The sequence below is a fragment of the Streptomyces hirsutus genome (genome assembly GCF_001418415.1).
Lineage (GTDB): Bacteria > Actinomycetota > Actinomycetes > Streptomycetales > Streptomycetaceae > Streptomyces > Streptomyces hirsutus.
This window is the reverse complement of the sequence record NZ_LIQT01000219.1, coordinates 1-22,003: the sequence shown is the minus strand read 5'-3', so window position 1 is coordinate 22,003 and position 22,003 is coordinate 1. Positions and strand designations below refer to the sequence as shown.

At 70.1% G+C, this 22,003-nt stretch carries 16 protein-coding genes; 6 read left to right on the top strand and 10 right to left on the bottom strand.

Annotation, left to right across the window (positions count from 1 at the left end; genetic code table 11):
• The first annotated feature begins 235 nt into the window (after positions 1-235).
• Both AOK11_RS17830 and AOK11_RS17825 read left to right on the top strand, forming a co-directional pair.
• Positions 236-1,426 carry a pyridoxal phosphate-dependent aminotransferase gene (locus AOK11_RS17830; protein ID WP_055594709.1) on the top strand — a complete coding sequence of 397 codons (1,191 nt, stop codon included), beginning with the start codon at positions 236-238 and terminating at the stop codon, positions 1,424-1,426.
• Positions 1,427-1,896: 470 nt separating this feature from the next.
• Positions 1,897-3,075 carry a serine hydrolase domain-containing protein gene (locus tag AOK11_RS17825; RefSeq protein WP_079034925.1) on the top strand — a complete coding sequence of 393 codons (1,179 nt, stop codon included), beginning with the start codon at positions 1,897-1,899 and terminating at the stop codon, positions 3,073-3,075.
• Between the two features lie 140 nt (positions 3,076-3,215).
• On the opposite strand, the gene AOK11_RS17820 is transcribed toward AOK11_RS17825, so the two are convergent.
• The 4 genes from AOK11_RS17820 to AOK11_RS17805 all read right to left on the bottom strand — a co-directional run bounded on the left by AOK11_RS17820 (position 3,216) and on the right by AOK11_RS17805 (position 7,672).
• Positions 3,216-3,749 (bottom strand): type III secretion system chaperone family protein, encoded by a 534-nt coding sequence (locus AOK11_RS17820; protein WP_055594708.1) that lies wholly within the window; start codon positions 3,747-3,749, stop codon positions 3,216-3,218.
• 172 nt (positions 3,750-3,921) lie between these two features.
• Positions 3,922-6,519 (bottom strand): ATP-dependent chaperone ClpB, encoded by a 2,598-nt coding sequence (gene clpB / locus AOK11_RS17815; RefSeq protein WP_055594707.1) that lies wholly within the window; start codon positions 6,517-6,519, stop codon positions 3,922-3,924.
• Positions 6,520-7,141: 622 nt separating this feature from the next.
• On the bottom strand, positions 7,142-7,477 hold the full coding sequence (locus AOK11_RS17810) for a Rieske (2Fe-2S) protein (protein WP_055594706.1): 336 nt from the start codon (positions 7,475-7,477) through the stop codon (positions 7,142-7,144).
• Positions 7,478-7,480: 3 nt separating this feature from the next.
• Positions 7,481-7,672: a hypothetical protein gene (locus AOK11_RS17805; RefSeq protein WP_055594710.1), complete on the bottom strand. Its 192-nt coding sequence runs from the start codon at positions 7,670-7,672 to the stop codon at positions 7,481-7,483.
• Positions 7,673-7,843: 171 nt separating this feature from the next.
• Here AOK11_RS17805 and AOK11_RS17800 point away from each other — a divergent pair, with 171 nt between their 5' ends.
• Together AOK11_RS17800 and AOK11_RS17795 are read left to right on the top strand one after the other, a co-directional pair.
• Entirely contained in the window at positions 7,844-8,812 is a 969-nt protein-coding gene (locus AOK11_RS17800) for a helix-turn-helix domain-containing protein (RefSeq protein ID WP_055594705.1), read from the top strand.
• A gap of 24 nt (positions 8,813-8,836) precedes the next feature.
• Positions 8,837-9,826 (top strand): helix-turn-helix transcriptional regulator, encoded by a 990-nt coding sequence (locus AOK11_RS17795; RefSeq protein WP_055594704.1) that lies wholly within the window; start codon positions 8,837-8,839, stop codon positions 9,824-9,826.
• On the opposite strand, the gene AOK11_RS17790 is transcribed toward AOK11_RS17795, so the two are convergent.
• The 6 genes from AOK11_RS17790 to dnaK all read right to left on the bottom strand — a co-directional run bounded on the left by AOK11_RS17790 (position 9,789) and on the right by dnaK (position 16,965).
• Complete coding sequence (locus AOK11_RS17790) at positions 9,789-10,847, bottom strand: helix-turn-helix transcriptional regulator (RefSeq protein ID WP_055594703.1); 1,059 nt, start codon at positions 10,845-10,847, stop codon at positions 9,789-9,791. The genes AOK11_RS17795 and AOK11_RS17790 overlap by 38 nt on opposite strands.
• Positions 10,848-11,178: 331 nt before the next feature.
• Positions 11,179-12,285 carry a sugar ABC transporter substrate-binding protein gene (locus AOK11_RS17785; RefSeq protein ID WP_055594702.1) on the bottom strand — a complete coding sequence of 369 codons (1,107 nt, stop codon included), beginning with the start codon at positions 12,283-12,285 and terminating at the stop codon, positions 11,179-11,181.
• A gap of 443 nt (positions 12,286-12,728) precedes the next feature.
• Positions 12,729-13,181, bottom strand: a complete 453-nt coding sequence (locus AOK11_RS17780) for a heat shock protein transcriptional repressor HspR (RefSeq protein ID WP_055594701.1) — start codon at positions 13,179-13,181, stop codon at positions 12,729-12,731.
• Between the two features lie 5 nt (positions 13,182-13,186).
• Positions 13,187-14,380 carry a molecular chaperone DnaJ gene (gene dnaJ, locus AOK11_RS17775; RefSeq protein WP_055594700.1) on the bottom strand — a complete coding sequence of 398 codons (1,194 nt, stop codon included), beginning with the start codon at positions 14,378-14,380 and terminating at the stop codon, positions 13,187-13,189.
• Positions 14,381-14,455: 75 nt separating this feature from the next.
• The gene (gene grpE, locus AOK11_RS17770; protein WP_055594699.1) at positions 14,456-15,127 is read right to left on the bottom strand and encodes a nucleotide exchange factor GrpE; all 672 of its coding nucleotides are present in this window, start codon (positions 15,125-15,127) and stop codon (positions 14,456-14,458) included.
• The gene (dnaK, locus tag AOK11_RS17765) at positions 15,124-16,965 is read right to left on the bottom strand and encodes a molecular chaperone DnaK (RefSeq protein WP_055594698.1); all 1,842 of its coding nucleotides are present in this window, start codon (positions 16,963-16,965) and stop codon (positions 15,124-15,126) included. Before dnaK ends, grpE begins: the two co-directional genes overlap by 4 nt.
• Before the next feature lie 628 nt (positions 16,966-17,593).
• Between dnaK and AOK11_RS17760 the strand changes: the two genes are divergently transcribed.
• Together AOK11_RS17760 and AOK11_RS17755 are read left to right on the top strand one after the other, a co-directional pair.
• On the top strand, positions 17,594-19,876 hold the full coding sequence (locus tag AOK11_RS17760; RefSeq protein ID WP_055594697.1) for a (Fe-S)-binding protein: 2,283 nt from the start codon (positions 17,594-17,596) through the stop codon (positions 19,874-19,876).
• Between the two features lie 351 nt (positions 19,877-20,227).
• Positions 20,228-21,682: an FG-GAP-like repeat-containing protein gene (locus AOK11_RS17755; RefSeq protein ID WP_055594696.1), complete on the top strand. Its 1,455-nt coding sequence runs from the start codon at positions 20,228-20,230 to the stop codon at positions 21,680-21,682.
• Positions 21,683-22,003: the final 321 nt, after the last annotated feature.

Sequence of the window (22,003 nt, the reverse complement as noted above, 5' to 3'; positions counted from 1 at the left end):
GCGGCGCGACCGGCTCGCAGGGCGCCGACGTCCCGCCGCCACCACGAACACGATGACCAACGCGAAGACCAAGGCCAGGATGATGCCGATGACCATGAGCCACCGTCCTTTCGTTCCCCCGTGATGCACCCGAAGCGACCCCCCGTGGGCGCCTCGCTCACGCGTGTGGACGGGAGATGCCCGATGCCCGCACGGTCCAAAGCAGAGTTGAGCAACTCCAGAGGTTCGGCGCAGGATGGCGGGCATGACCTCCAGCGCGCGCCCCCTCCTGAACCGCCGGCTCGCCGGGTTCGGGACCACGATCTTCGCCGAGATGTCCGCCCTGGCTCTGCGCACCGGCTCCATCAACCTGGGCCAGGGCTTCCCGGACACCGACGGCCCCGAGGAGGTCAGGGAGGCGGCGGTGCGGGCCCTGCGGGACGGCCGCGGCAACCAGTACCCGCCCGGCCCCGGCATCCCCGAACTGCGCACCGCGATCGCCGCGCACCAGCAGCGCCGCTACGGCCTGTCCGTCGATCCCGACACGGAGGTCCTGGTCACCGCGGGCGCCACCGAGGCGATCGCCGCGTCACTGCTCGCCCTGCTGGAGCCGGGCGACGAGGTGGTCGCCCTGGAGCCGTACTACGACTCGTACGCGGCCTGCGTCGCGATGGCGGGCGCCACGCGCGTACCGGTCACCCTGCGCCCCCGCGAGGGCCGCTTCCACCTCGACCTCGACGAACTGCGCGACGCCGTCACCGACCGCACCCGCCTGCTGCTGGTCAACACCCCCCACAACCCGACCGGCACCGTCCTCACCCGCGAGGAGCTGGCCGCGATCGCCGAGCTGGCGGTGGAGCGCGACCTGCTGGTGGTGACGGACGAGGTGTACGAGCACCTGGTCTTCGACGACGCCGCACACGTACCCCTGGCGACCTTCCCGGGCATGCGGGACCGCACGGTCACCATCAGCTCGGCGGGAAAAACCTTCTCCTTCACCGGCTGGAAGGTCGGCTGGGTGACGGGAACGCCCGAGCTGGTGACGGCGGTCCGCTCGGCGAAGCAGTACCTGACGTACGTCTCCGCGGGCCCGTTCCAGTACGCCGTCGCCGAGGCACTCGCGCTGCCGGAGTCGTACTTCGACGACTTCCGCGCCGCCCACCGGCGCAAGCGCGATCTGCTCGGTGACGGTCTGCGCTCCGCCGGCTTCGAGGTCTACCAGCCCCGGGGCACGTACTTCATCACCACCGACATCGCCTCCTTCGGAGAGAAGGACGCCTATGCCTTCTGCCGCGCCCTCCCCGAACGCTGCGGTGTCGTCGCCGTCCCCGTGTCCGTCTTCTACGACGATCCGGAAGCCGGTCGGAGCCAGGTCCGCTTCGCCTTCTGCAAGAGGGACGACGTTCTCCACGAGGCCGTCGGCCGGCTGCGGCGCCTGGCAGCCTGAACCCGCGAACGGCGCGGCGCGTGACAGGGTGATGTTCCGGCCGGTGTTCCCCGCGCCGGCCCCGGCAGGACGGCCGGGGCGGGGACGCCGAGTTCGACGGCGTGCTCCCGGAAGCACACGGCCTCCCCGCGCGGGACCACCTGGGCGGTGGCGGGGCTGTTGCCGCCGGTGAGGGCCGGGGGAAGAAAGAGCCCGGCGCGATACGGCGCGGCGGAGAACGCGGCCGCTCCGAGGCCGTGGCTGCCCAGGCCGATCGACATGTCGGCGGGCCGGGGATCGTGATGCGTCCGGTGGCAGCCCCAGATCGGCTTCGCCCGCTGCCGGAGTCCGGCCGACTCCTCGGCCATGGCCTTGACGCCTTCGATACCGGGCAGTTGGTATATGCCGGCCTGCGTCCACCCCGGTAGCACCCGACAGGTCGGGGGGCGGCCCTGATGGCCGGTGGAACGGGTTGTTCCTAGCCTCGGGCCATGATTCTTCGTCGCTTGTCCTTGTCCGCCGCCGTTCTGGCGCTGGCCGTGTCGGCTTCCCCGTCCGCAGCGGCCTCGTCACCCCCACCGCGTCCTTCCGCCGTGGACCGGTCCGTGCGGCACGACGCCGACGCGCTGCGTGCCACCGGAGTCACGGGGGTCTCGGTCCGTCTGGAGACCCCCCGGGGGACCGTCTCCGCCCGCTCCGGTGTGGGTGACCTGGTCAGTGGTCGCCCGGTTCCTGAGGACGGCCATCTGCGTCTGGGCAGTGTCACCAAGACGTTCGTCGCGACCGTCGTGCTGCAACTGGTGGAGGAGAAGCGGCTGACGCTCGACCGGACGGTGGAGGAATTACTGCCCGGGGTGGTGACCGGCGCCGGGAACGACGGTCGTACCATCACGCTCCGCGACCTGCTGCAGCACACCAGCGGACTGTACGACTACACGGCCGACGCGTTCCCCGGCCACAGCGCCGAAACGTACTACGCCCATCGGTGGCACGCCTACCGGCCCGCACAGCTGGTCGCCATGGCCATGCGCCACGAGCCCGCCTTCCCTCCGGGAACGGACTGGGAGTACTCCAACACGAACTACGTACTCGCCGGGATGGTCATCGAGAAGGTCACCGGCCGCTCCTGGGAGCAGCAGGTCCGCGACCGCATCCTGCGCCCTCTCGGGCTGCGTCACACGGACATCCCCGGCACCCGGCCCTTCCTGCCGCAGCCCCACGCGGCCAACTACCAGCAGTTCACCCCGGACGGCCCGATGGTCGACACCACGATCCCCTACCGTCCCTTCGACCTCGGGGCCGACGGATCGATGACGGGCACGGCCCGTGACCTCAACCGCTTCTTCACCGCCCTGACCCGGGGACGGCTGCTGAAACCCGCCACCCTCGCCACCATGCGGGCCACCGTCCCCATGCCTCGGGACAGCGGCCATCCCGTGGGCACCCGGAGCGGCCTGGGACTGTTCTTCACGCCCTTGTCCTGCGGCGGCGGTTACCTCGGTCACGGGGGAAGCGGCTTCGGTTATCTCGTCCGGGCCGCCACCACGACGGACGGCCGTCGCAGCATCACCGTCTCCGCGCACAGCCGGCCGGGAGATCCGGACACGGCGGACCGCCAGGAGAACGCGCTGCGCGATCTCGTCGACCACGCCCTCTGCCACCCCGGGTAAGCACGCCCTCTGCCGCCCCCGGGCAAGAAGGTGCGGGCAGCGGGCCTGTGGGAAACCGGAGGAGCCCGGATCCGGGCGACCCTGGGGTCGGTCCGGAGCCGGGCTCCTTCGTGCGTACGCGGGCGGGAAGCCGAGGGCTTCTACTCCTCGTCGTCCTCGGGCTTCGCCGCCTCGTCGATCTCCTGCTCCAGGCCGAGCTGCTCGACGAGCCACTTGTCGAACTCGATCGCGGCCCGCACCCAGCTGACCGTCGACGAGACGAAGTGCTCCAGGCTGACGCCCGTGCCGATCAGCATCTGGGCCTCACCGATGAGGCGGACGGTGCCGTCGTCATGGGTGTGGGTGTAGACCTTGGGCCACAGGGTGCGGCGGTTCCAGTCGTCGATCGACTCGAGGAGCTGCTGCTTCTCCTCGATCCCGTGCGGCCGGTCGTAGAAGGTCCGCACGGAGAAGATCTGCTGGTCGTCCTCCCCGCGGAACATGAAGTAGGTACGGAACTGCTCCCACGGCGCCGCGAGGTCACCCTCGTCGTCGACGACGTACTTGAGCTCCATCTGGTCGAGGAGCTGCTTCACGAGGTCCTGATCCGGGACGACGGGGCCCGCGGGGCCCTGGGGCTGCGGCTCCGGCTGCTGGCCCCCGAAGCTAGGAATCGAGGACGGGTCGATGGACATCTGGGACTCTCCTGCGGTCGTCTGGCGTCCGGCCGTGGATGGGACCAGACGTACGTCCCACCCTCTCTCTCTTGGCACGTGCCGGGCAACCTGCCTGGCCGAGAGGTCTCCCCACGCGCCGGTCTCCATGATCACATTTCGATGACCATGGAGACCGTACCCCTGGGGGGTATTACAGCGTCTTGACCGTGGCCGGGCCCACCAGGAGGCCCTCGCCGGCGCGGTCCACGCGGACCCTGTCGCCGTCCTTGATCTCGCCGGACAGGATCTCCTTGGCGAGCCGGTCGCCGATGGCGGTCTGCACCAGGCGGCGCAGCGGGCGGGCGCCGTAGGCCGGGTCCATGCCCTCGTCCGCCAGCCAGGCCAGCGCCTCGGGAGTGACGTCCAGGGTGAGCCGGCGTTCGGCGAGGCGGCGGCCCAGCCGGTCGAGCTGCAGTGCGGCGATGCGCTCCAGCTCGGGCTTGGTCAGCGCCGAGAAGACGACCAGGTCGTCGAGCCGGTTGATGAACTCCGGCTTGAAGGAGGTCCGGACCACTTCCAGGACCTGTTCCTTCTTCTGCTCCTCGGTGGTCAGCGGGTCGACCAGGAACTGGCTGCCCAGGTTGGACGTCAGCACCAGGATCGTGTTGCGGAAGTCGACCGTGCGGCCCTGGCCGTCGGTGAGGCGGCCGTCGTCGAGGACCTGGAGCAGGATGTCGAAGACCTCGGGGTGGGCCTTCTCCACCTCGTCGAGGAGCACCACGCTGTAGGGGCGGCGGCGCACGGACTCGGTGAGCTGGCCGCCCTCCTCGTATCCGACGTAGCCGGGCGGGGCGCCGACCAGGCGGGCCACGCTGTGCTTCTCGCCGTACTCCGACATGTCGATGCGAACCATCGCCCGCTCGTCGTCGAAGAGGAAGTCGGCGAGCGCCTTGGCCAGTTCGGTCTTGCCGACGCCGGTGGGGCCGAGGAAGAGGAAGGAGCCGGTGGGGCGGTCGGGGTCCGCGATTCCGGCGCGGCTGCGGCGTACGGCGTCCGACACCGCCCGTACGGCCTCGCTCTGGCCGATGAGCCGCTTGCCCAGCTCGTCCTCCATGCGCAGCAGCTTCTGCGTCTCGCCCTCCAGCAGGCGGCCGGCGGGGATGCCGGTCCAGGAGGCGACGACGTCCGCGATGTCGTCGGAGCCGACCTCCTCCTTGACCATGGTGTCCTTGGCGACCTCCTCCTCGGCCTCGGAGGCGGCCTCCAGGTCGCGTTCCAGGCCGGGGATCTCGCCGTAGAGCAGCTTGGAGGCGGTGTCGAAGTCGCCCTCGCGCTGGGCGCGTTCGGCCTGACCGCGCAGACCGTCGAGCTTCTCCTTCAGCTCGCCGACCCGGTTCAGGGACTGCTTCTCCTTCTCCCAGCGGGCGTTGAGGCCGCGCAGCTCCTCCTCCTTGTCGGCGAGGTCGCGGCGCAGCTTCTCCAGGCGCTCGAGGGAGGCGGCGTCGGTCTCCTTGCCGATCGCCAGTTCCTCCATCTTCAACCGGTCCACGGAACGCTGGAGTTCGTCGATCTCGAGGGGCGAGGAGTCGATCTCCATGCGGAGCCGGGAAGCCGCCTCGTCGACCAGGTCGATGGCCTTGTCGGGCAGGAAGCGGGAGGTGATGTAGCGGTCCGAGAGGGTCGCCGCCGCCACCAGCGCGCTGTCGGCGATCTGCACCTTGTGGTGCGCCTCGTAGCGGCCCTTCAGGCCGCGCAGGATGGCGATGGAGTCCTCGACCGACGGCTCGGCGACCAGCACCTGCTGGAAGCGCCGCTCCAGCGCCGGGTCCTTCTCGATCCGCTCGCGGTACTCGTCGAGGGTGGTGGCGCCGACCATGCGCAGCTCGCCGCGGGCGAGCATCGGCTTGAGCATGTTGCCGGCGTCCATGGCGGAGTCGCCGCCCGCACCGGCGCCGACGACCGTGTGCAGCTCGTCGATGAAGGTGACGATCTGCCCGTCGGACTCCTTGATCTCGGCGAGGACGGTCTTCAGCCGCTCCTCGAACTCGCCGCGGTACTTGGCCCCGGCGACCATCGCCCCCAGGTCGAGCGCGACCAGCCGCTTGTCCTTCAGCGACTCGGGCACGTCCCCCTTGACGATCCGCTGGGCGAGCCCCTCGACGACGGCGGTCTTGCCGACGCCGGGCTCGCCGATGAGCACGGGGTTGTTCTTGGTGCGGCGGGACAGCACCTGCACGACCCGCCGGATCTCCTGGTCCCGGCCGATCACCGGGTCGAGCCTGCCCTCGCGGGCAGCCTCGGTGAGATCGGTTCCGAACTTCTCCAGGGCTTTGTACTGACCCTCGGGGTCGGCCGTCGTCACCCGACGGGCTCCTCTCGTCTGCTGGAAGGCCGCCTGCAGCTTCTTCGCGGTGGCGCCCTGCCCGGCCAGCACCTCGCCGGCCGCGCCGCCCTTCGCGGCGATGCCCAGGAGCAGGTGCTCGGTGGAGAGGTACTCGTCGCCCAGGTCGCGGGCGCGGGACTGGGCGTCCGCGATGACGGCGAGCAGCTCACGGTTGGGCTGGGGCGGGGCGACGGTGGACCCGGTGACGCTCGGCAGTCCGGCGAGGACGCGCTCGGCCCCGGCGCGCACGGCGGCCTGGTCGGCGTCGACCGCGGCGAGCAGGTCGGTGATGTTCTCGTTGTCCTGCCCTTCGAGCAGGGCGAGCAGCAGGTGGGCGGGGGTGAGGTCGGGGTGTCCCCCGGTCAGGGCCCGATTGCCGGCTGCGTTGATCGCGTCCCGGCTCCGGTTGGTCAGCTCGGCGTCCACGTTCGCGTTCTCCTCCTTGCGGTGACCGTTCAGCGGCCCTCACGGCCGACATCGACTTGGCTGACTCGGTCAGCGTACACAAACTTGAGTCTATTCCACTCAAGGTGAGGACAGGAGGGCCGGACCGGTCGAGTTCCCGGCATTCCTGCTTCCGACCCGATCACCGCCCTCGCGCATCGGCCACGGGCACGCACCCGACGAAAACGGGGCCCGGCGCGCGTCACGGCACGAGGCGAAGGCGAAGGCACGGCGCGGCGGACGCGAAAGGTGCACGGCGGGCCCGCACGCGGGGAACGACAACGCCGGCCGTGGGCGACACTGAGGGCGGCGGGCACCTCGCGCGGACCGACCGGGGGCGCGCGGCGAAGGTACGGCGCGGCGGACGCCGCCGGTACCGGACCCGGCGCGGGAGATCATGGCCGTCACGCTCACACGCGCGAGGGGCAGGGGTGAGGCAGGGGTGAAGATCCGTAGCGTCCGACGACCGGTTCCGGCCATCACTCGGCCCCGCCCATACCCGGAAATGTCCCCGCAAACTGCAGTGGCGTCACCGTGTTCAGGTCACGGTGACGCCACTGCGGGGGGAAGCACCTGCGCGATCTTTTACGACGGGGGAATCGCGTCAGGCACTGCGGGGGGTGGCCGAGATGGTCCGGGAAGCGGGGGAGTCGGACTCCACCTGCTCGTGGTCCCGTTGGTCCAGGTTCACAAAGATCATTCCGTACCGGATGGCACACCGCACGGGCTGCGGCGCCCCACGGGGCCGCCGCAGGCACCGGTACGCCCGTACGTCCTGGTCCTCGTCGCGCGTGACGACGACCGGTTCACCGAACACGGTCACCATCAGGGAGTCACCGCTGTGGGGGATGGCGGTGACCAGGTCGATGAAGTGCCATCCGGACCGGTAGGCGGTGGCCATCTCGCGGCGGAAGGATCGGTCGTCGGGAGGCGTGGTCATCACTCAGCCCCAGCTGCTGTCGGCCGTGCCCATGGAGCCGGCGCCCACCACCGGTCCCCAGCTGCTGTCCAAGGATACGGAGTTGGCGCCCACCACTGGTCCCCAGCTGCTGTCCGCCCGGACGTCGCCCTTCGCGCCGGCCGGGCCACTCAGCACCCCGAAGGCCACGACGGCGGAGAATGCGGCGACAAGCACCGAGCGAAGCGTTCTCTTGCGCATAGTCGGCTTCGTCCTCACTCGAAGATCACCCTTTTCCCCCGTCAGGTACGACGATGGCTCATTCGGGCACGTCGTGGCCACACAATCGGTGCATCATGTTCCTGCATGTTCAGGACCCTGTGGGGTGGAGATTTGACAATGAATCGGATGAACAAGACACATCCCCATGCGGTCACCGAACTGTGCGAGGCCGGCAGCCGTCTCTATGCCGACGCTTTGCGCGCGGGCCGCATCGCCCGTGCGGATGTGGAGCCCGCTCCCTGCCTGATGGAGCTCGCCCTGCTGCATCCCGACCCGGACGACCCCACCTGGCTGCGCCCCCTCTCCCCGGCGGTGGCCCTGGCCCACCGGCTCAACCCACTGGAACGGGAGATCACCGAGCGCCGGCGGATGTCGATCGAACTGGCCGACGCCTTCGAGCCGTTCATGGCCCTCAGCGCCCAGACGTCGATGACCACCCACTCGATCACGGTGCTGGAGGGCTTCGGCCGGATCAACGCCGCCCTCGATCTGGCCACCGCGCAGTGCCGGTCCGAGATGCTCACCGTCCAGCCGGGCGGCCGTCGGCTGGAACACACCCTCGCCCAAGGGCTGGAGCGCGACCAGCAGATGACCGAGCGGGGGGTGCGCATCCGGACCCTCTACCAGCACACCGCCCGCCACAGCCCCGAGACGCTGGCGTACGTGGCACGGTTCGACACCAGCAGGGTGGAGTACCGCACCATCGACGAACTCGTGGAGCGGCTCGTCATCTGCGACGAGACCGTGGCCTTCATCCCCACCCGCGACGACCGTCAGGTCGCCCTGGAACTGCGCCACCCCGGTCTCGTCCGCTACCTGATCAAGGTCTTCGAGTTCATGTGGACCCGCGCGGTCCCCCTGAGCATGGGCGCCCCGTACGAGCCGGCCTCGGACGGCCTCACGGACATCCAGCACTCCATCGCCAAGCTCCTCGTGGAGGGCCACGTCGACGAGGCCATCGCCCGGCGCCTGGGCATGAACGTCCGCACCTGCCGCGCCCACATAGCCAAGCTGGCCTCCGCCCTCGGCAGTGGCAGCCGCGCCCAACTGGGTTACCTCATCGCCCAGTCGGGGATCCTCGAACAGGAGAACTGAGCACCGGGGGTGAGCGAGCCACACATGACGGCGAAGACGCACGACCACGGAAGGGAGGAGCTGTGCGGGGCGGGGGTGGAGTTGTACGCACGTTCCCTGCGTGAGGGGCACGTCCGCGCGCAGGAGGCGCGCACTGCTCCCTGTCTGGTCGACTTCGGGCTGCTGCATCCGGCCGTCGACGATCTGAACCGCCTGGAGCCCGTCGAACCGACCGTCGCCCTTCACGGGATGCTGCGGGCCTGCGAGGCGCGGATCGCGGACGAACGGCGGCGCGAGGAGCGGCTGGCCGAGACGTTCCAGCCGCTCATGCGGATCGGCAGGCTCCGCGCAACGGGGGCGGACACCCCGATGATCCGGGTTCTCAGCGGCTCGGAGCGGATCAACAGGGCCCTCTTCGAAGCTCTGGCGGAGGGGACCGACGAACTCCTGTGCATCCAGCCGCACAGGAACCACTACAGCTCCGGGCGCGGCGTGGCGGCTCAGGCCCTCGCCCTGGAACGCGACCAGGCCTTCCTCGACCGCGGCGGCCGTATCCGCACCCTGTACCCGCACAGCCAGCGCCACGTCTTGATGGTCATCGCGCGCTACGAGCAGTTGAGGGGCGACGCGGAGGCCCGCACGCTCGACGAAGTGACCGACCGTCTCATCATCGTCGACCGGGCCGTCGCCTTCGTCCCCTCCGACCGTGACGGCCGCGTCGCGCTGGAGATCCGGCACCCGACGATCGTCGGCTACCTGGCCACCGCCTTCGACCGTTTCTGGCGGCTGGCCACACCGATGTACCCCCAGGCGGTCCGCAGGCCCACGCTGAACGGCGTCACGCCCCGCCAGCGCGCCATCGCCGCGCTCCTCGTCGAAGGCCACACCGACGCCGTGATAGCCGACCGCCTCGGCATGAACGTCCGCACCGCCCGCGTGCACATCGCCAAGATCGCCACCACCTTGGGCAGCGGGAGCCGGGCTCAGCTCGGGTACCTCATCGGGCAGTCCGGGATCCTCGATCAGGAATCGTGACGGAGGCGGAGACCGCCGCCGAACGCGGCGGGCCGTCCAGGCCGGCCTGGGCCATTTTGACGCCCAGCTGGGTACGGCTGGCCGCGCCCAGCGTCTCCGACAGCCGGGCGATGTGGGCCCGGCAGGTGCGCACACTGATCCCGAGCCGCTCCGCTATCACCGCGTCCTGATGGCCCTCCGCGAGCAGCGCCGCGATGGACCGCTCCCGGTGCGAGATGCCCTCGATACCGGTGTCGGGGAGCGGGGCGGCCAGCGGGAGGGCGAGCCGCCACAGCCGCTCGAAGACCGTGCCCAGGTACTCCACCAGCGCCGGGTGCCGCAGCTCCAGGGCCATCGAGCGCTCGGCGTTGGCGGGGATGAAGGCGACCGTGCGGTCGAAGAGGATCAGCCGCTCGGTCACCTCGTCCAGCGTCCGCGCCTCCACCGCGTCGCCCATCAGCTCCAGGTACCTGTGCAGCCCCTGGCCGTGCCGGGCCACATGCGTGTAGAGGTCCCGCATCCGCACCCCGCGCCCGCGCAGCGCCGTCGCCCGGTGCAGGCCCTCCGACAGCTCCGCCTCGCGCCGGATGCCGCCGGGCTGGACCGTCAGCACCTCCGTGGTGCACGCCTGCGTCGCCTCGTCCATCGCGGCCTGGATACGGGCCACCCCGTCCAGCACCCGGATCGCCGGGCCCTCCCCGGCCGAGGCGGCGAAGGCCTGCGGTGACTGCGTCCCGCGGCCGAGGCCGGCGTACCACTCGAAGGCCTCGACGGCCGAACCCACCCGGCGATGGCTCGCACTGACCTCGTCGTACATCCCGCGCAGCAGCCGGGTCATGACCTCCTGCGGGGCGGTCGGCACCAGCCAGTCCATGTCGTCGGGGTCCGGGTGCAGCAGGGCCAGGTCCAGCAGACAGGGCACCGGCTCCGCGTCCCGGCGCGGCACCCGCCCACGCCGTACGGCCCGGGAGTACACGCGATCCCCGAGGTCGCACAGTCGGTCAGCACCATGTGGATGCTCGTCCGTCCCGCGCCCGGCCATTGCCCGTCCCACCCTCGGTTCAGCCACTTTCCGATGCGCAACTATGCGCGGACCCACCCGGCTCCGCAACACGGCTCCCGTCGGCACGGTCGCCGGAAACCGCCGGTATGACCTTCTATGCCCCTGCCTCGACTCGCCACATTGCAACAAACCGGCGGTGGTCGGCCCCACATGAGCGGCGGGAGAACGGCGGGGTGCGGGGCGAGGACGCGGGGCGTGCGCGGGCGGGAACAACACTGCCGGGGAGGGCGGCTGTCCGCGCTCCCCGGCAGGGCGGTCGACAGGGCGGTCGACGCGGTCCGGCGGCCGAAGACCCGCCGCCGGACAGGCCTTACTTCAGCCCGGCCTTGTCGCACGCCTCCTTGTAGGGGGCGGTGCAGATGTCCGACAGCTTGTAGATTCCGTCGGCGACGACCGTGTCCGCGATGTTCTCCTTGGTCAGGGCGACCACGGGCACCAGCTTCGCCGGAATGTCCTTGTCGGTGGGGCTGTCGACGCGGTCGCCGGTCAGCGCGTCGAACTGGATGGCCTTGCCCTGGATCCGCGCCACCGCCATCTCCGCGGCGGCCTCCGCCTCGGTCGGGTAGGACTTGTAGACGCTCATGAACTGGTCGCCCAGGAGGATCCGCTGCACGCCGTCGAGTTCGGCGTCCTGACCGGTGATCGGGGGCATCTCGGTCACCCCGGCGGCCTTCAGCGCCTTGATGACGCCGCCCGCCATGCCGTCGTTGGCGGAGTAGACCGCCACGATGTTGCCCGCGCCGATCTCGGCGATCGCCTCGGCCATGTTGGCCTCGGCGTTCTCCGGCTTCCAGTCCTTGGTGTCGTAGGTCTTGGCGATGGTCACCGCGTCCTGGAGCTCGGACAGCGCCCCCGCCTTGAACTGCTTGGCGTTCGGGTCGGTCGGCGAGCCGTTCATCATGACGATCTTGCTGGTGACCTCGCCGTCGCCGCCGAGCGCCTCCAGCAGGGAGCGGCCCTGGACCTCGCCGACCAGCTCGTTGTCGAAGGAGATGTACGCGTCGATCGGGCCCTCGGCCAGCCGGTCGTAGGCGATGACGGGGATGCCCGCGTCCTTGGCCTTCTTCACGTCCTCGGCGATGGCGTGCGCGTCGACCGCGTCCAGCACGATGACGTCGACCTCGTTCTCGATCATCTGCTGCATCTGGCTCGACTGCTTGCCCGCGTCCGCATCGGCGTTGGCGTAGTCGACCTTGCCCTTGTCGCTGGTGAGCTCCTCCACCTTCTTCTTGAAGATGGGGTAGTCGAACTGCTCGTACCGGGTGTTGGCCGTCTCCGGCAGCAGGAGCCCGATGGTGACCTTGTTCCCCTTGGTGGGGCCCACTCCGTCGCTGCTCCCCGTCGCGTTGAGTGCGCCGCAACCGGCGAGCATGACGGACATCGAGGTGACGGCGACTGATATGGCGATACGACGCATGCGAGGGCTCACTTCAGTACGTTTTTGGACGTGGGCAGAACATTGCGGCCCATGTGACTGAAAAGCCAACGCTCCAGCGACCAGTGGCGTCAAGACCAACTACTTAACGAGATGAACACAGCACCGTGCGCTGAAGTCGTGTGGGCTCGGCGAAAGAATCGCACATATCTCCTACACGCGCATACACGTGCTGCTCACAGCCGTGCGCGGGGCGTACACGGAGCGTCCGGGACTCCGAGTGACGTGCCGTCAGCAGCCCGCACACAGGTGGGGCCCGGAGGTTCGGGCGAACCTCCGGGCCCCACCCGGTACTTCACTTTTGCGCCAAACGGAACTTCTCCGTCAGGCCGCAGCCTTCCCACGGGGACACTTCCGTCACGGCACCGGCGCCCCGGACCGACGCCTTCACGCCGGCCGGCGACGACCGGACCGGGTGCCGGCCGTCAGTCGGTCTGCTGCTGGCGCTTGGGCCGCCACACCACCAGCGCGCTGGTCTGCTGGACCTCCTGGTACGGCACCAGGTCCCGGCGGTACGATGCGTGCACCGCCGCCTCGCGCTGCCGCATGGTCGCGGCCACGCCGTCCAGGGCGCCCTCCAGCTCCGCCACCCGGGCCTGAAGCGCGGCGACCTGGTTCTCCAGTTCGATGATGCGCTTGATGCCCGCCAGGTTGATGCCCTCGGTCTGCGACAGCTGCTGCACCTGACGGAGCAGCTCGATGTCACGGGCCGAGTAGCGGCGGCCCCGGCCCGCGGTGCGGTCCGGGGAGACCAGCCCCAGACGGTCGTACTGACGCAGCGTCTGCGGATGCAGCCCGGAGAGCTGGGCCGCCACCGAAATGACATAGACCGGAGTGTCCTGCGTCAGTTCGTACGGATTGCGTCGACGACCGTCCATCGCCCTCAAGCTCCCTTCGCGGCCTGGAACAACTCCGCCCGCGGATCGTCGTCCGCGGTCGCCTCGCGATACGCCTCCAGCGCGTCACGAGCCTTCCCCGGCAGGTCCTTGGGAACACTCACCTCGACGGTGACCAGCAGATCACCGCGCGAGCCGTCCTTGCGGACCGCTCCCTTGCCGCGGGCCCGCATGGTCCGCCCGTTGGGTGTCCCCGGGGGCAGCTTCAGCGTGACCGGCGGACCGCCGAGCGTCGGGACGCGGATCTCCCCGCCGAGCGCCGCCTCCGGGTAGGTGACCGGGACGGTGACGGTGAGATTGTCGTCCTTGCGGCCGAACACCGGGTGGCTGCCGACGTGCACGACCACGTAGAGGTCGCCCGCCGGGCCGCCGCGCTCGCCCGGAGCGCCCTTGCCCCGCAGCCGGATCCGCTGACCGTCGCTGACCCCCGCGGGGATGCGCACCTGCATCGTCCGCGAGGACTTGGCCCGGCCGCTGCCCTTGCAGATGTCGCAGGGGTTCTCCGCGATCAGGCCGCGGCCCTTGCAGTCGGGGCACGGGTCGGTGAGCGAGAAGCCGCCGCCACTGCCCCGGGCGACCTGCCCGGTGCCGACGCAGGTCGGGCACACGCGCGGTGTGCCGTTCTTGTCGCCGGTCCCCGAACAGGCCTTGCATGCCTGCTGGGAGGACATCCGCAGCGGGACCGTCGCCCCCTCGATCGCCTCGGTGAAGCTCAGGGTGACCTCGGACTCGATGTCCTGGCCGCGCCGGGGCTGGGTACGCGTGGTGCCCGTGCCGCCGCGGTTGAACAGACCGCCGAAGACGTCGCCGATCCCGCCGCCGAAGCCGCCGGCACCGGCCTGGCCGCCCTGACCACCGCCCTGGCCGCCCCCGAAGAGGTCACCCAGGTCGAAGTTGAACGACCCGGCGCCGCCCGCGCCCGGCCCCGCACGGAAACCACCGCTGCCGAAGAGCGAGCGGGCCTCGTCGTACTCCTTGCGCTTCTTGGGGTCGCCGAGGATGTCGTTCGCCTCGGAGATCTCCTTGAACCGCTCCTCCGCCTTGGCGTTGCCCTTGTTGGCGTCCGGGTGGTACTCGCGGGCGAGCTTCCGGTACGCCTTCTTGATCTCGGCCTCGGTGGCGTCCTGAGGGACGCCGAGGACCTTGTAGTAGTCCTTCTCGATGAAGTCCTTGGTACTCATCCCCGACGTCCCTCCTCTCCTGACCTGCTCGTCCTGCCCGCCTCCGCCGGCGTGCCGCGGACGCCGGCGAAGGCGTCAGCCCTCCTGAGGGCCACCTGTCTCCTTGTCGTCCGCCGCCGCCTCGGTGCTCTCCTCGGCCGGCTTGCCCGGTTGGGCACCCGGCTGCGGTTCCGCCACGGCCACCCGCGCGGGGCGGATGATGCGCTCGCCGATGCGGTACCCCGGCTGCAGTATCGCCACGCACGTCGTCTCGGTGACGTCCGGGGCGTAGGAGTGCATCAGGGCCTCGTGGATCGTCGGGTCGAAGGGCTCGCCCTCCTTGCCGAACAGCTGCAGGCCCATCTTCGCCACGGTCGACTCCAGCGACTCGGCGACGGACTTGAACCCGCCGACCAGCTCACCGTGCTCCCGCGCGCGGCCGATGTCGTCGAGCACGGGCAGGAGCTCGGTCATGAGGTTCACCGCGGCGACCTCCTTGACCGCGATCCGGTCGCGCTCGACCCGGCGGCGGTAGTTCTGGTACTCGGCCTGGAGCCGCTGGAGGTCCGCGGTGCGCTCGGTGAGCGCCGTACGCACCTGGTCCAGCTGAGCCACCAGCCCGGCGTCGGGACCCGAGTCCCCGGCCGGGGCCGCCGCCTCCTCCGCAGAGGGGGTGGCGGCCTTCGGCTCGGCCTCGTCGGCCGGAACGCCTGAGGGGACGTCGGGCTGCTGCGACTGCTCGTCGAAGCCCGGGGTCTCCTCGGTCACGCCGCACCGTCCTTACGTTCGTCGTCCACGATCTCGGCATCGACCACATCGTCGTCCGCCTTGGCCCCACCGGCGCCGGCCCCGCCGCCCGCGGCCTGGGAGGCCTGCGCGTCGGCGTACATGGCCTGGCCCAGCTTCTGGGAGACGGCCGCGACCTTCTCCGTGGCGGTGCGGATCTCGGCGGAGTCGTCGCCCTTGAGCTTCTCCTTCAGCTCGGCGACGGCGGCCTCGACCTCGGTCTTGATCTCGCCGGGGACCTTGTCCTCGTTGTCCGCGAGGAACTTCTCGGTCTGGTAGACGAGCTGCTCGCCCTGGTTGCGGGACTCGGCGGCCTCGCGGCGCTGGTGGTCCTCCTCCGCGTACCGCTCGGCCTCCTCACGCATGCGGTCGACCTCGTCCTTCGGGAGCGAGGAGCCGCCGGTGACGGTCATCTTCTGCTCCTTGCCGGTGCCGAGGTCCTTCGCCGTGACGTGCATGATGCCGTTGGCGTCGATGTCGAAGGAGACCTCGATCTGCGGGACGCCGCGCGGCGCCGGCGGCAGACCGGTCAGCTCGAACATGCCGAGCTTCTTGTTGTACGCCGCGATCTCGCGCTCGCCCTGGTAGACCTGGATCTGCACCGACGGCTGGTTGTCCTCGGCCGTGGTGAAGATCTCGGAGCGCTTGGTCGGGATCGTGGTGTTGCGCTCGATCAGCTTGGTCATGATGCCGCCCTTGGTCTCGATACCGAGGGACAGCGGGGTGACGTCGAGCAGCAGGACGTCCTTGACCTCGCCCTTGAGGACACCGGCCTGGAGCGCGGCACCGATCGAGACGACCTCGTCCGGGTTGACGCCCTTGTTGGCCTCCTTGCCGCCGGTCATCTCCTTGACGAGCTCGGCGACGGCGGGCATACGGGTGGAGCCACCGACGAGAACGACGTGGTCGATCTCGGACAGCGCGATGCCGGCGTCCTTGACGACGTTGTTGAACGGCGTCTTGCAGCGCTCCAGCAGGTCCGCGGTCAGCTGCTGGAACTGGGCGCGGGTCAGCTTCTCGTCGAGGTGCAGGGGGCCCTCGGCGGAGGCGGTGATGTAGGGGAGGTTGATCGTGGTCTCGGTGGACGCGGACAGCTCGATCTTGGCCTTCTCGGCGGCCTCACGGAGGCGCTGGAGCGCCATCTTGTCCTTGCCCAGGTCCACGCCGTGCCCGGCCTGGAACTGCTTGACCAGGTAGTCGACGACGCGCTGGTCCCAGTCGTCACCACCGAGGTTGTTGTCACCGTTGGTGGCCTTCACCTCGACGACGCCGTCGCCGATCTCCAGCAGCGAGACGTCGAACGTACCGCCACCGAGGTCGAAGACCAGGATGACCTGCTCGTCCTTGTCGAGGCCGTACGCCAGGGCGGCGGCCGTCGGCTCGTTGACGATGCGCAGCACGTTCAGGCCCGCGATCTCGCCGGCCTCCTTGGTCGCCTGGCGCTCCGCGTCGTTGAAGTACGCCGGGACGGTGATGACCGCGTCGGTCACCTTCTCGCCCAGGTACGCCTCGGCGTCCCGCTTCAGCTTCTGGAGCACGAAGGCGCTCATCTGCTGCGGGTTGAAGTCCTTGCCGTCCAGGTTGATCTTCCAGTCGGTGCCCATGTGGCGCTTGACCGACCGGATGGTCCTGTCGACGTTGGTCACGGCCTGCCGCTTGGCCACCTCGCCGACCAGCACCTCGCCGTTCTTCGCGAAGGCGACGACGGAAGGCGTGGTCCTGGCGCCCTCGGCGTTGGTGATGACGGTGGGCTCGCCGCCCTCCAGAACGCTGACGACGGAGTTAGTCGTGCCCAGGTCGATGCCGACCGCACGTGCCATTTCGATTCCTCCAGCTGACTTGAGTGGAACAGGCTCAAGCATGCCTGACGTCCGGCGTCGGGTCAACAGAGCTGAGTCGGCCAGACTCAACTCTTATCCGTTCCTTACGCGCAACCAGGCGCTGAACTGCGGTTCCGCGCGAGAGTGAGGCGGGAGTCACCCGCCAGGAGCGGGGCACCGGCGGCATCGACGGCGATGTCGCGGCGATGCCGCAGCCCTCTCGGCGGTCGCACCGGTGACGACGTCGGCGACGACGCGGCCGGGGCGGCGACGGCACGCGGTGGCAGCGGCGGTGGCGGTCGAGAGCCCCGCGCGGGGACGCGGATGCACCCGCGGACCGCCCGGGACGGCGGCATGACGGCGACATCAGGACAGCGGTACGCGGATACAAGTGTGCGTCACGGATATAAGTTAGTGGCGTATGCCCCGCTTTGGCGGTCGTCACGCGGCCGCGGCCGGGGCGCCTCCCAAGGCAAGCCTCAGCGATTCAGATCACCCCGCACCCGACTACAGTGCGGCTGGGGTTAGGGGTAGTCTCAAACGGACTGCATAAGTTACCGCTTAGTAATGTCGGGAATTCCGTGGCAGGAGCCCCCCGACCAAACCCTCGCAGGCCCGAGGAGCCCCCATGCAACTCGCCGCGATCATCGTGTCGCTGGTCCTGGCCGTGGTCGGCGCTGCCCTGCTCGCGCGCGCGATCGGCCAGTTCGTCCGGTACTTCAAGCTGGGCCAGCCGGTCCCGGCCGGCACCCGGACCGACAATCCCTACCAGCGCAGCGTGACCCTGGTGAAGGAGTTCCTCGGTCACACGCGCATGAACCGGTGGGGTGTCGTCGGCATCGCCCACTGGTTCGTGGCCGTCGGCTTCCTGACGCTGCCGCCGACCCTCGCCCAGGCGTTCGGCCAGCTCTTCCAGGCCGACTGGGTGCTGCCGGTCATCGGCGGCTTCCTGCCGTTCGAGATGTACATCGAGTTCATCGGCGTGATGACCGTGCTCGGCATCGCCGTGCTCATCGTCATCCGTCTGCTGAGCCTGCCGTCGCGTCCGGGCCGCAAGTCCCGCTTCGCCGGTTCCAAGTCGGGTCAGGCGTACTTCGTCGAGTACGTCATCCTCACCATCGGCCTCGCCATCTACGTGCTGCGCGGCCTCGAGGGCGCACTGCACCACGTGGACGGCTACGAGGCGGCGTACTTCGCCTCCTACCCGCTGGTGCTCGCCTTCGACGGCCTGTCCGTCGAGACGCTGCAGAACCTGGTCTACCTGGTCGCCACGATCAAGATCGGGACCTCGTTCGTGTGGATGATCGTGGTCTCGCTCAACACCAACATGGGTGTGGCCTGGCACCGCTTCCTCGCCTTCCCGAACATCTGGTTCAAGCGCGAGGCCGACGGCGACGTCGCCCTCGGCGCCCTGCAGCCGATGACGTCGGGCGGCAAGCCGATCGACTTCACCGACCCCGGCGACGACGACGTCTTCGGCGTCTCCCAGGTCGAGCAGTTCTCCTGGAAGGGCCTGCTGGACTTCTCCACCTGCACCGAGTGCGGGCGCTGCCAGTCGCAGTGCCCCGCCTGGAACACCGGCAAGCCGCTCTCCCCCAAGCTGCTGATCATGTCGCTGCGCGACCACGCGCACGCCAAGGCCCCGTACCTGCTGGCCGGCGGCGGCAAGACCATGGAGGGCGAGGAGAAGGCGTCGGCCGAGGCCCTGAAGGACGTGCCCGCCGCCGCGCTGGCCGAGGCCGAGCGCCCGCTGATCGGCACCCTGGAAGAGAACGGCGTCATCGACCCGGACGTCCTGTGGTCCTGCACCACCTGCGGCGCCTGCGTCGAGCAGTGCCCGGTCGACATCGAGCACGTCGACCACATCGTCGACATGCGCCGCTACCAGGTGATGATCGAGAGCTCCTTCCCGTCCGAGGCGGGCACGATGCTCAAGAACCTGGAGAAGAAGGGCAACCCCTGGGGCCTGGCGAAGAAGCAGCGCCTGGAGTGGACCAAGGAGGTCGACTTCGAGATCCCGGTCGTCGGCAGGGACATCGAGGACCTGTCCGAGGTCGAGTACCTGTACTGGGTCGGCTGCGCCGGCGCCCTCGAGGACCGCGCCAAGAAGACCACCAAGGCCTTCGCCGAGCTGCTGCACATCGCGGGCGTCAAGTTCGCGATCATGGGCGGCGACGAGAAGTGCACCGGTGACTCCGCCCGCCGCCTCGGCAACGAGCCCCTGTTCCAGGAGCTCGGCATGGAGAACGTCATGTCGCTGAACATGGCCTTCGGCGAGGAGACGGACGACGAGGGCAACGTCACCGAGGAGTCGAGGAAGCCCAAGTCGGCGAAGAAGATCGTCGCCACCTGCCCGCACTGCCTCAACACCCTCGGCAACGAGTACCCGCAGCTCGGCGGCGACTACGAGGTCATCCACCACACCCAGCTGCTCCAGCACCTGGTGGACGAGGGCAAGCTGATCCCGGTCACCCCGGTCGAGGGCCTCATCACCTACCACGACCCGTGCTACCTGGGCCGGCACAACAAGATCTACACGCCTCCGCGCGAGATCATCGCCAACGTCCCGGGCCTGCGCAACGAGGAGATGCACCGCCACAAGGAGCGCGGCTTCTGCTGCGGCGCCGGCGGCGCGCGGATGTGGATGGAGGAGCGGATCGGCAAGCGCATCAACGACGAACGCGTCGACGAGGCCCTCGCCCTGAACCCCGACATCGTCTCCACCGCCTGCCCGTTCTGCCTGGTCATGCTGACCGACTCGGTCAACGGCAAGAAGAACGACGGCAAGGCGAAGGAGTCCATCCAGGTCGTCGACGTCGCCCAGCTCCTGCTGGAGTCCGTCAAGACGCCGCTCGACCCCGCCGGTGAGGCGGAGAGCGAGAACACCCCGGAGCCCGAGCCGGTGAAGTAACCGGTCCGGTCCCTCCTCCAGCGCCCCGTCCCGGCTCCGGCCGGCGGCGGGGCGCTGTCGTGCGCCGCGGGCGCCGGGTCCCCCGCGGACGGGGCCCGCGTGGCACACGCCCCGGTTCCTCGGTGACGCGGGCGTCCGGGAAGGGAGACCGCGTGCGCACCCGCCGCGCACCCACCCCCACTTTCGTCATGTCCACGTACAACCCTCCCCGCCCCTCGCCGGTCTCCTTGACGGTGATCGCCGGGTGATCACCCGGTGAACCCGTGATCCCTCCAGGACGAACACGGGTGACCCACCGCACCGGCACGGGACGCCGCAGCCGGCGGCCGTCCCGCCCAGGGCAGGAGACCCATGCGCAAGAAGCTCAGCATCACTCTGGCGACCGCCACGGCGGCCGCGCTCACCGGCGGCCTGCTCGTCGCCACGGCCGGACCCGCGGCCGCCGCCCCGGGCCTCGACGGCGACTTCAACGGCGACGGCTACCGGGACGTCGCCGTCACCGCCCCCCTCGCCTCCGTCAACGGCAAGTCCAAGGCCGGAGTCGTCACCATCCTGTACGGCTCCCCGGGCGGCGCCGGCGCCAAGAAGATCCAGACCCTGCACCAGAACAGCGCCGGCGTCCCCGGCACCGCGGAGAAGGGCGACCAGTTCGGCAGCCACACCGCCCCCGGCGACTACAACGGCGACGGCTACGCCGACCTCGCCGTGGGCGCGCCGGGCGAGGACGCCGGCTCGGACACCGACGGCGGCACCGTGGTCATCCTGTGGGGCGGCTCCGGTGGCCTGTCGGGCGGCACCACGGTCTCCGACCCGGCCCGCTCCACCCACGACTGGTTCGGCCAGGTGGTCGCGGCCGGCGACTACAACGGCGACGGCCGGGACGACCTCGCGATCGCGTCCGACATCGACAAGGTCGACATCTACCGCGGCGGCTTCACCAAGTCGGGCTCCACCGGAGGCCGTTACAGCGTCACGGCCCCCATCCTCAAGGTGAAGGGCCTGGACATCTTCAACCTCACCCCGGGCGACATCGACGCCGACGGCCGGACCGACCTGGTCGTGGACGGCTACGAGGGCGACAGCGACGGCGAGTACTCGTACAACGCCAACTACTGGCTGCCCGGCTCCTCCTCCGGTGTGACGAGGTCGGGCGCGCAGAAGCTGCCCGCCGGAGTCATCTCCGACATCGGCGACGTGGACGGCGACGGCCACGGCGACATCGTCATCGGCAACAGCTGGGACGCCGGCGCGAACAGCGCGGGCGTCGCCAAGGGCGGGGCCGTCAAGATCGTCTACGGGACGGCGGGCGGCCCCGAGGGCGCCGCCGAGACCATCAGCCAGAACACGGCGGGCGTCCCCGGCAGCAACGAGAAGGGCGACAACTTCGGCTACGAGGTCTCCCTCGGCGACATCAACGGCGACGGCCACGACGACCTCGTCGTCGGCGCGCCGGGCGAGGACCTGAACGGGGTCAAGGACGCCGGCATGGTCTCCGTGATCTACGGCTGGAACGGCGGCCTGCGCGACACCGGCTCCCAGGCCCTGGAACAGAACACCCCGGGCGTCCCCGGCACCAGCGAGGAGGGCGACGGCTTCGGCGGCGAGGTCCTGCTCTCCGACGTCACCGGCGACGGAAAGGCCGACCTCACGGTCGGCCTCCCCTGGGAGAACGCGAACAACGGCTACGCCGTCGTCTTCAACTCCGACGGTACGAAGATCGACCCCGCCGGACGCGGCATCGGCCTGACCCCCGCCGGCATCTCCTCGGCCGGCACCCCGCTGTTCGGCTTCCACGTCAACGGCTGAATCGACCGGGCCACTCGAGCGAACCGCGGGCCGGCACCGATGACGGCCGCGCCGACCTGTCCCTGTCCGCACCGGGCGAGAACTCCGGCGACGGCTCGGTCCGGTTCCTGCGCGGCACCGCGACCGGTCTCACGACCACGGGCGCGACCGGTTTCGGCCCGACGACGGCAGGCGTGTCGACCGCGGGCAGCCCGCGCTTCGGCACGGCCCTCGCCGACTGACCACCGCCCCCTCCCCACGGGGCCCACGCACCCCACGGGCCCACGAACCCCACGGAGACCCCTATGCGGACCCCTCGGCACAGACACACCGGAGCCGCCC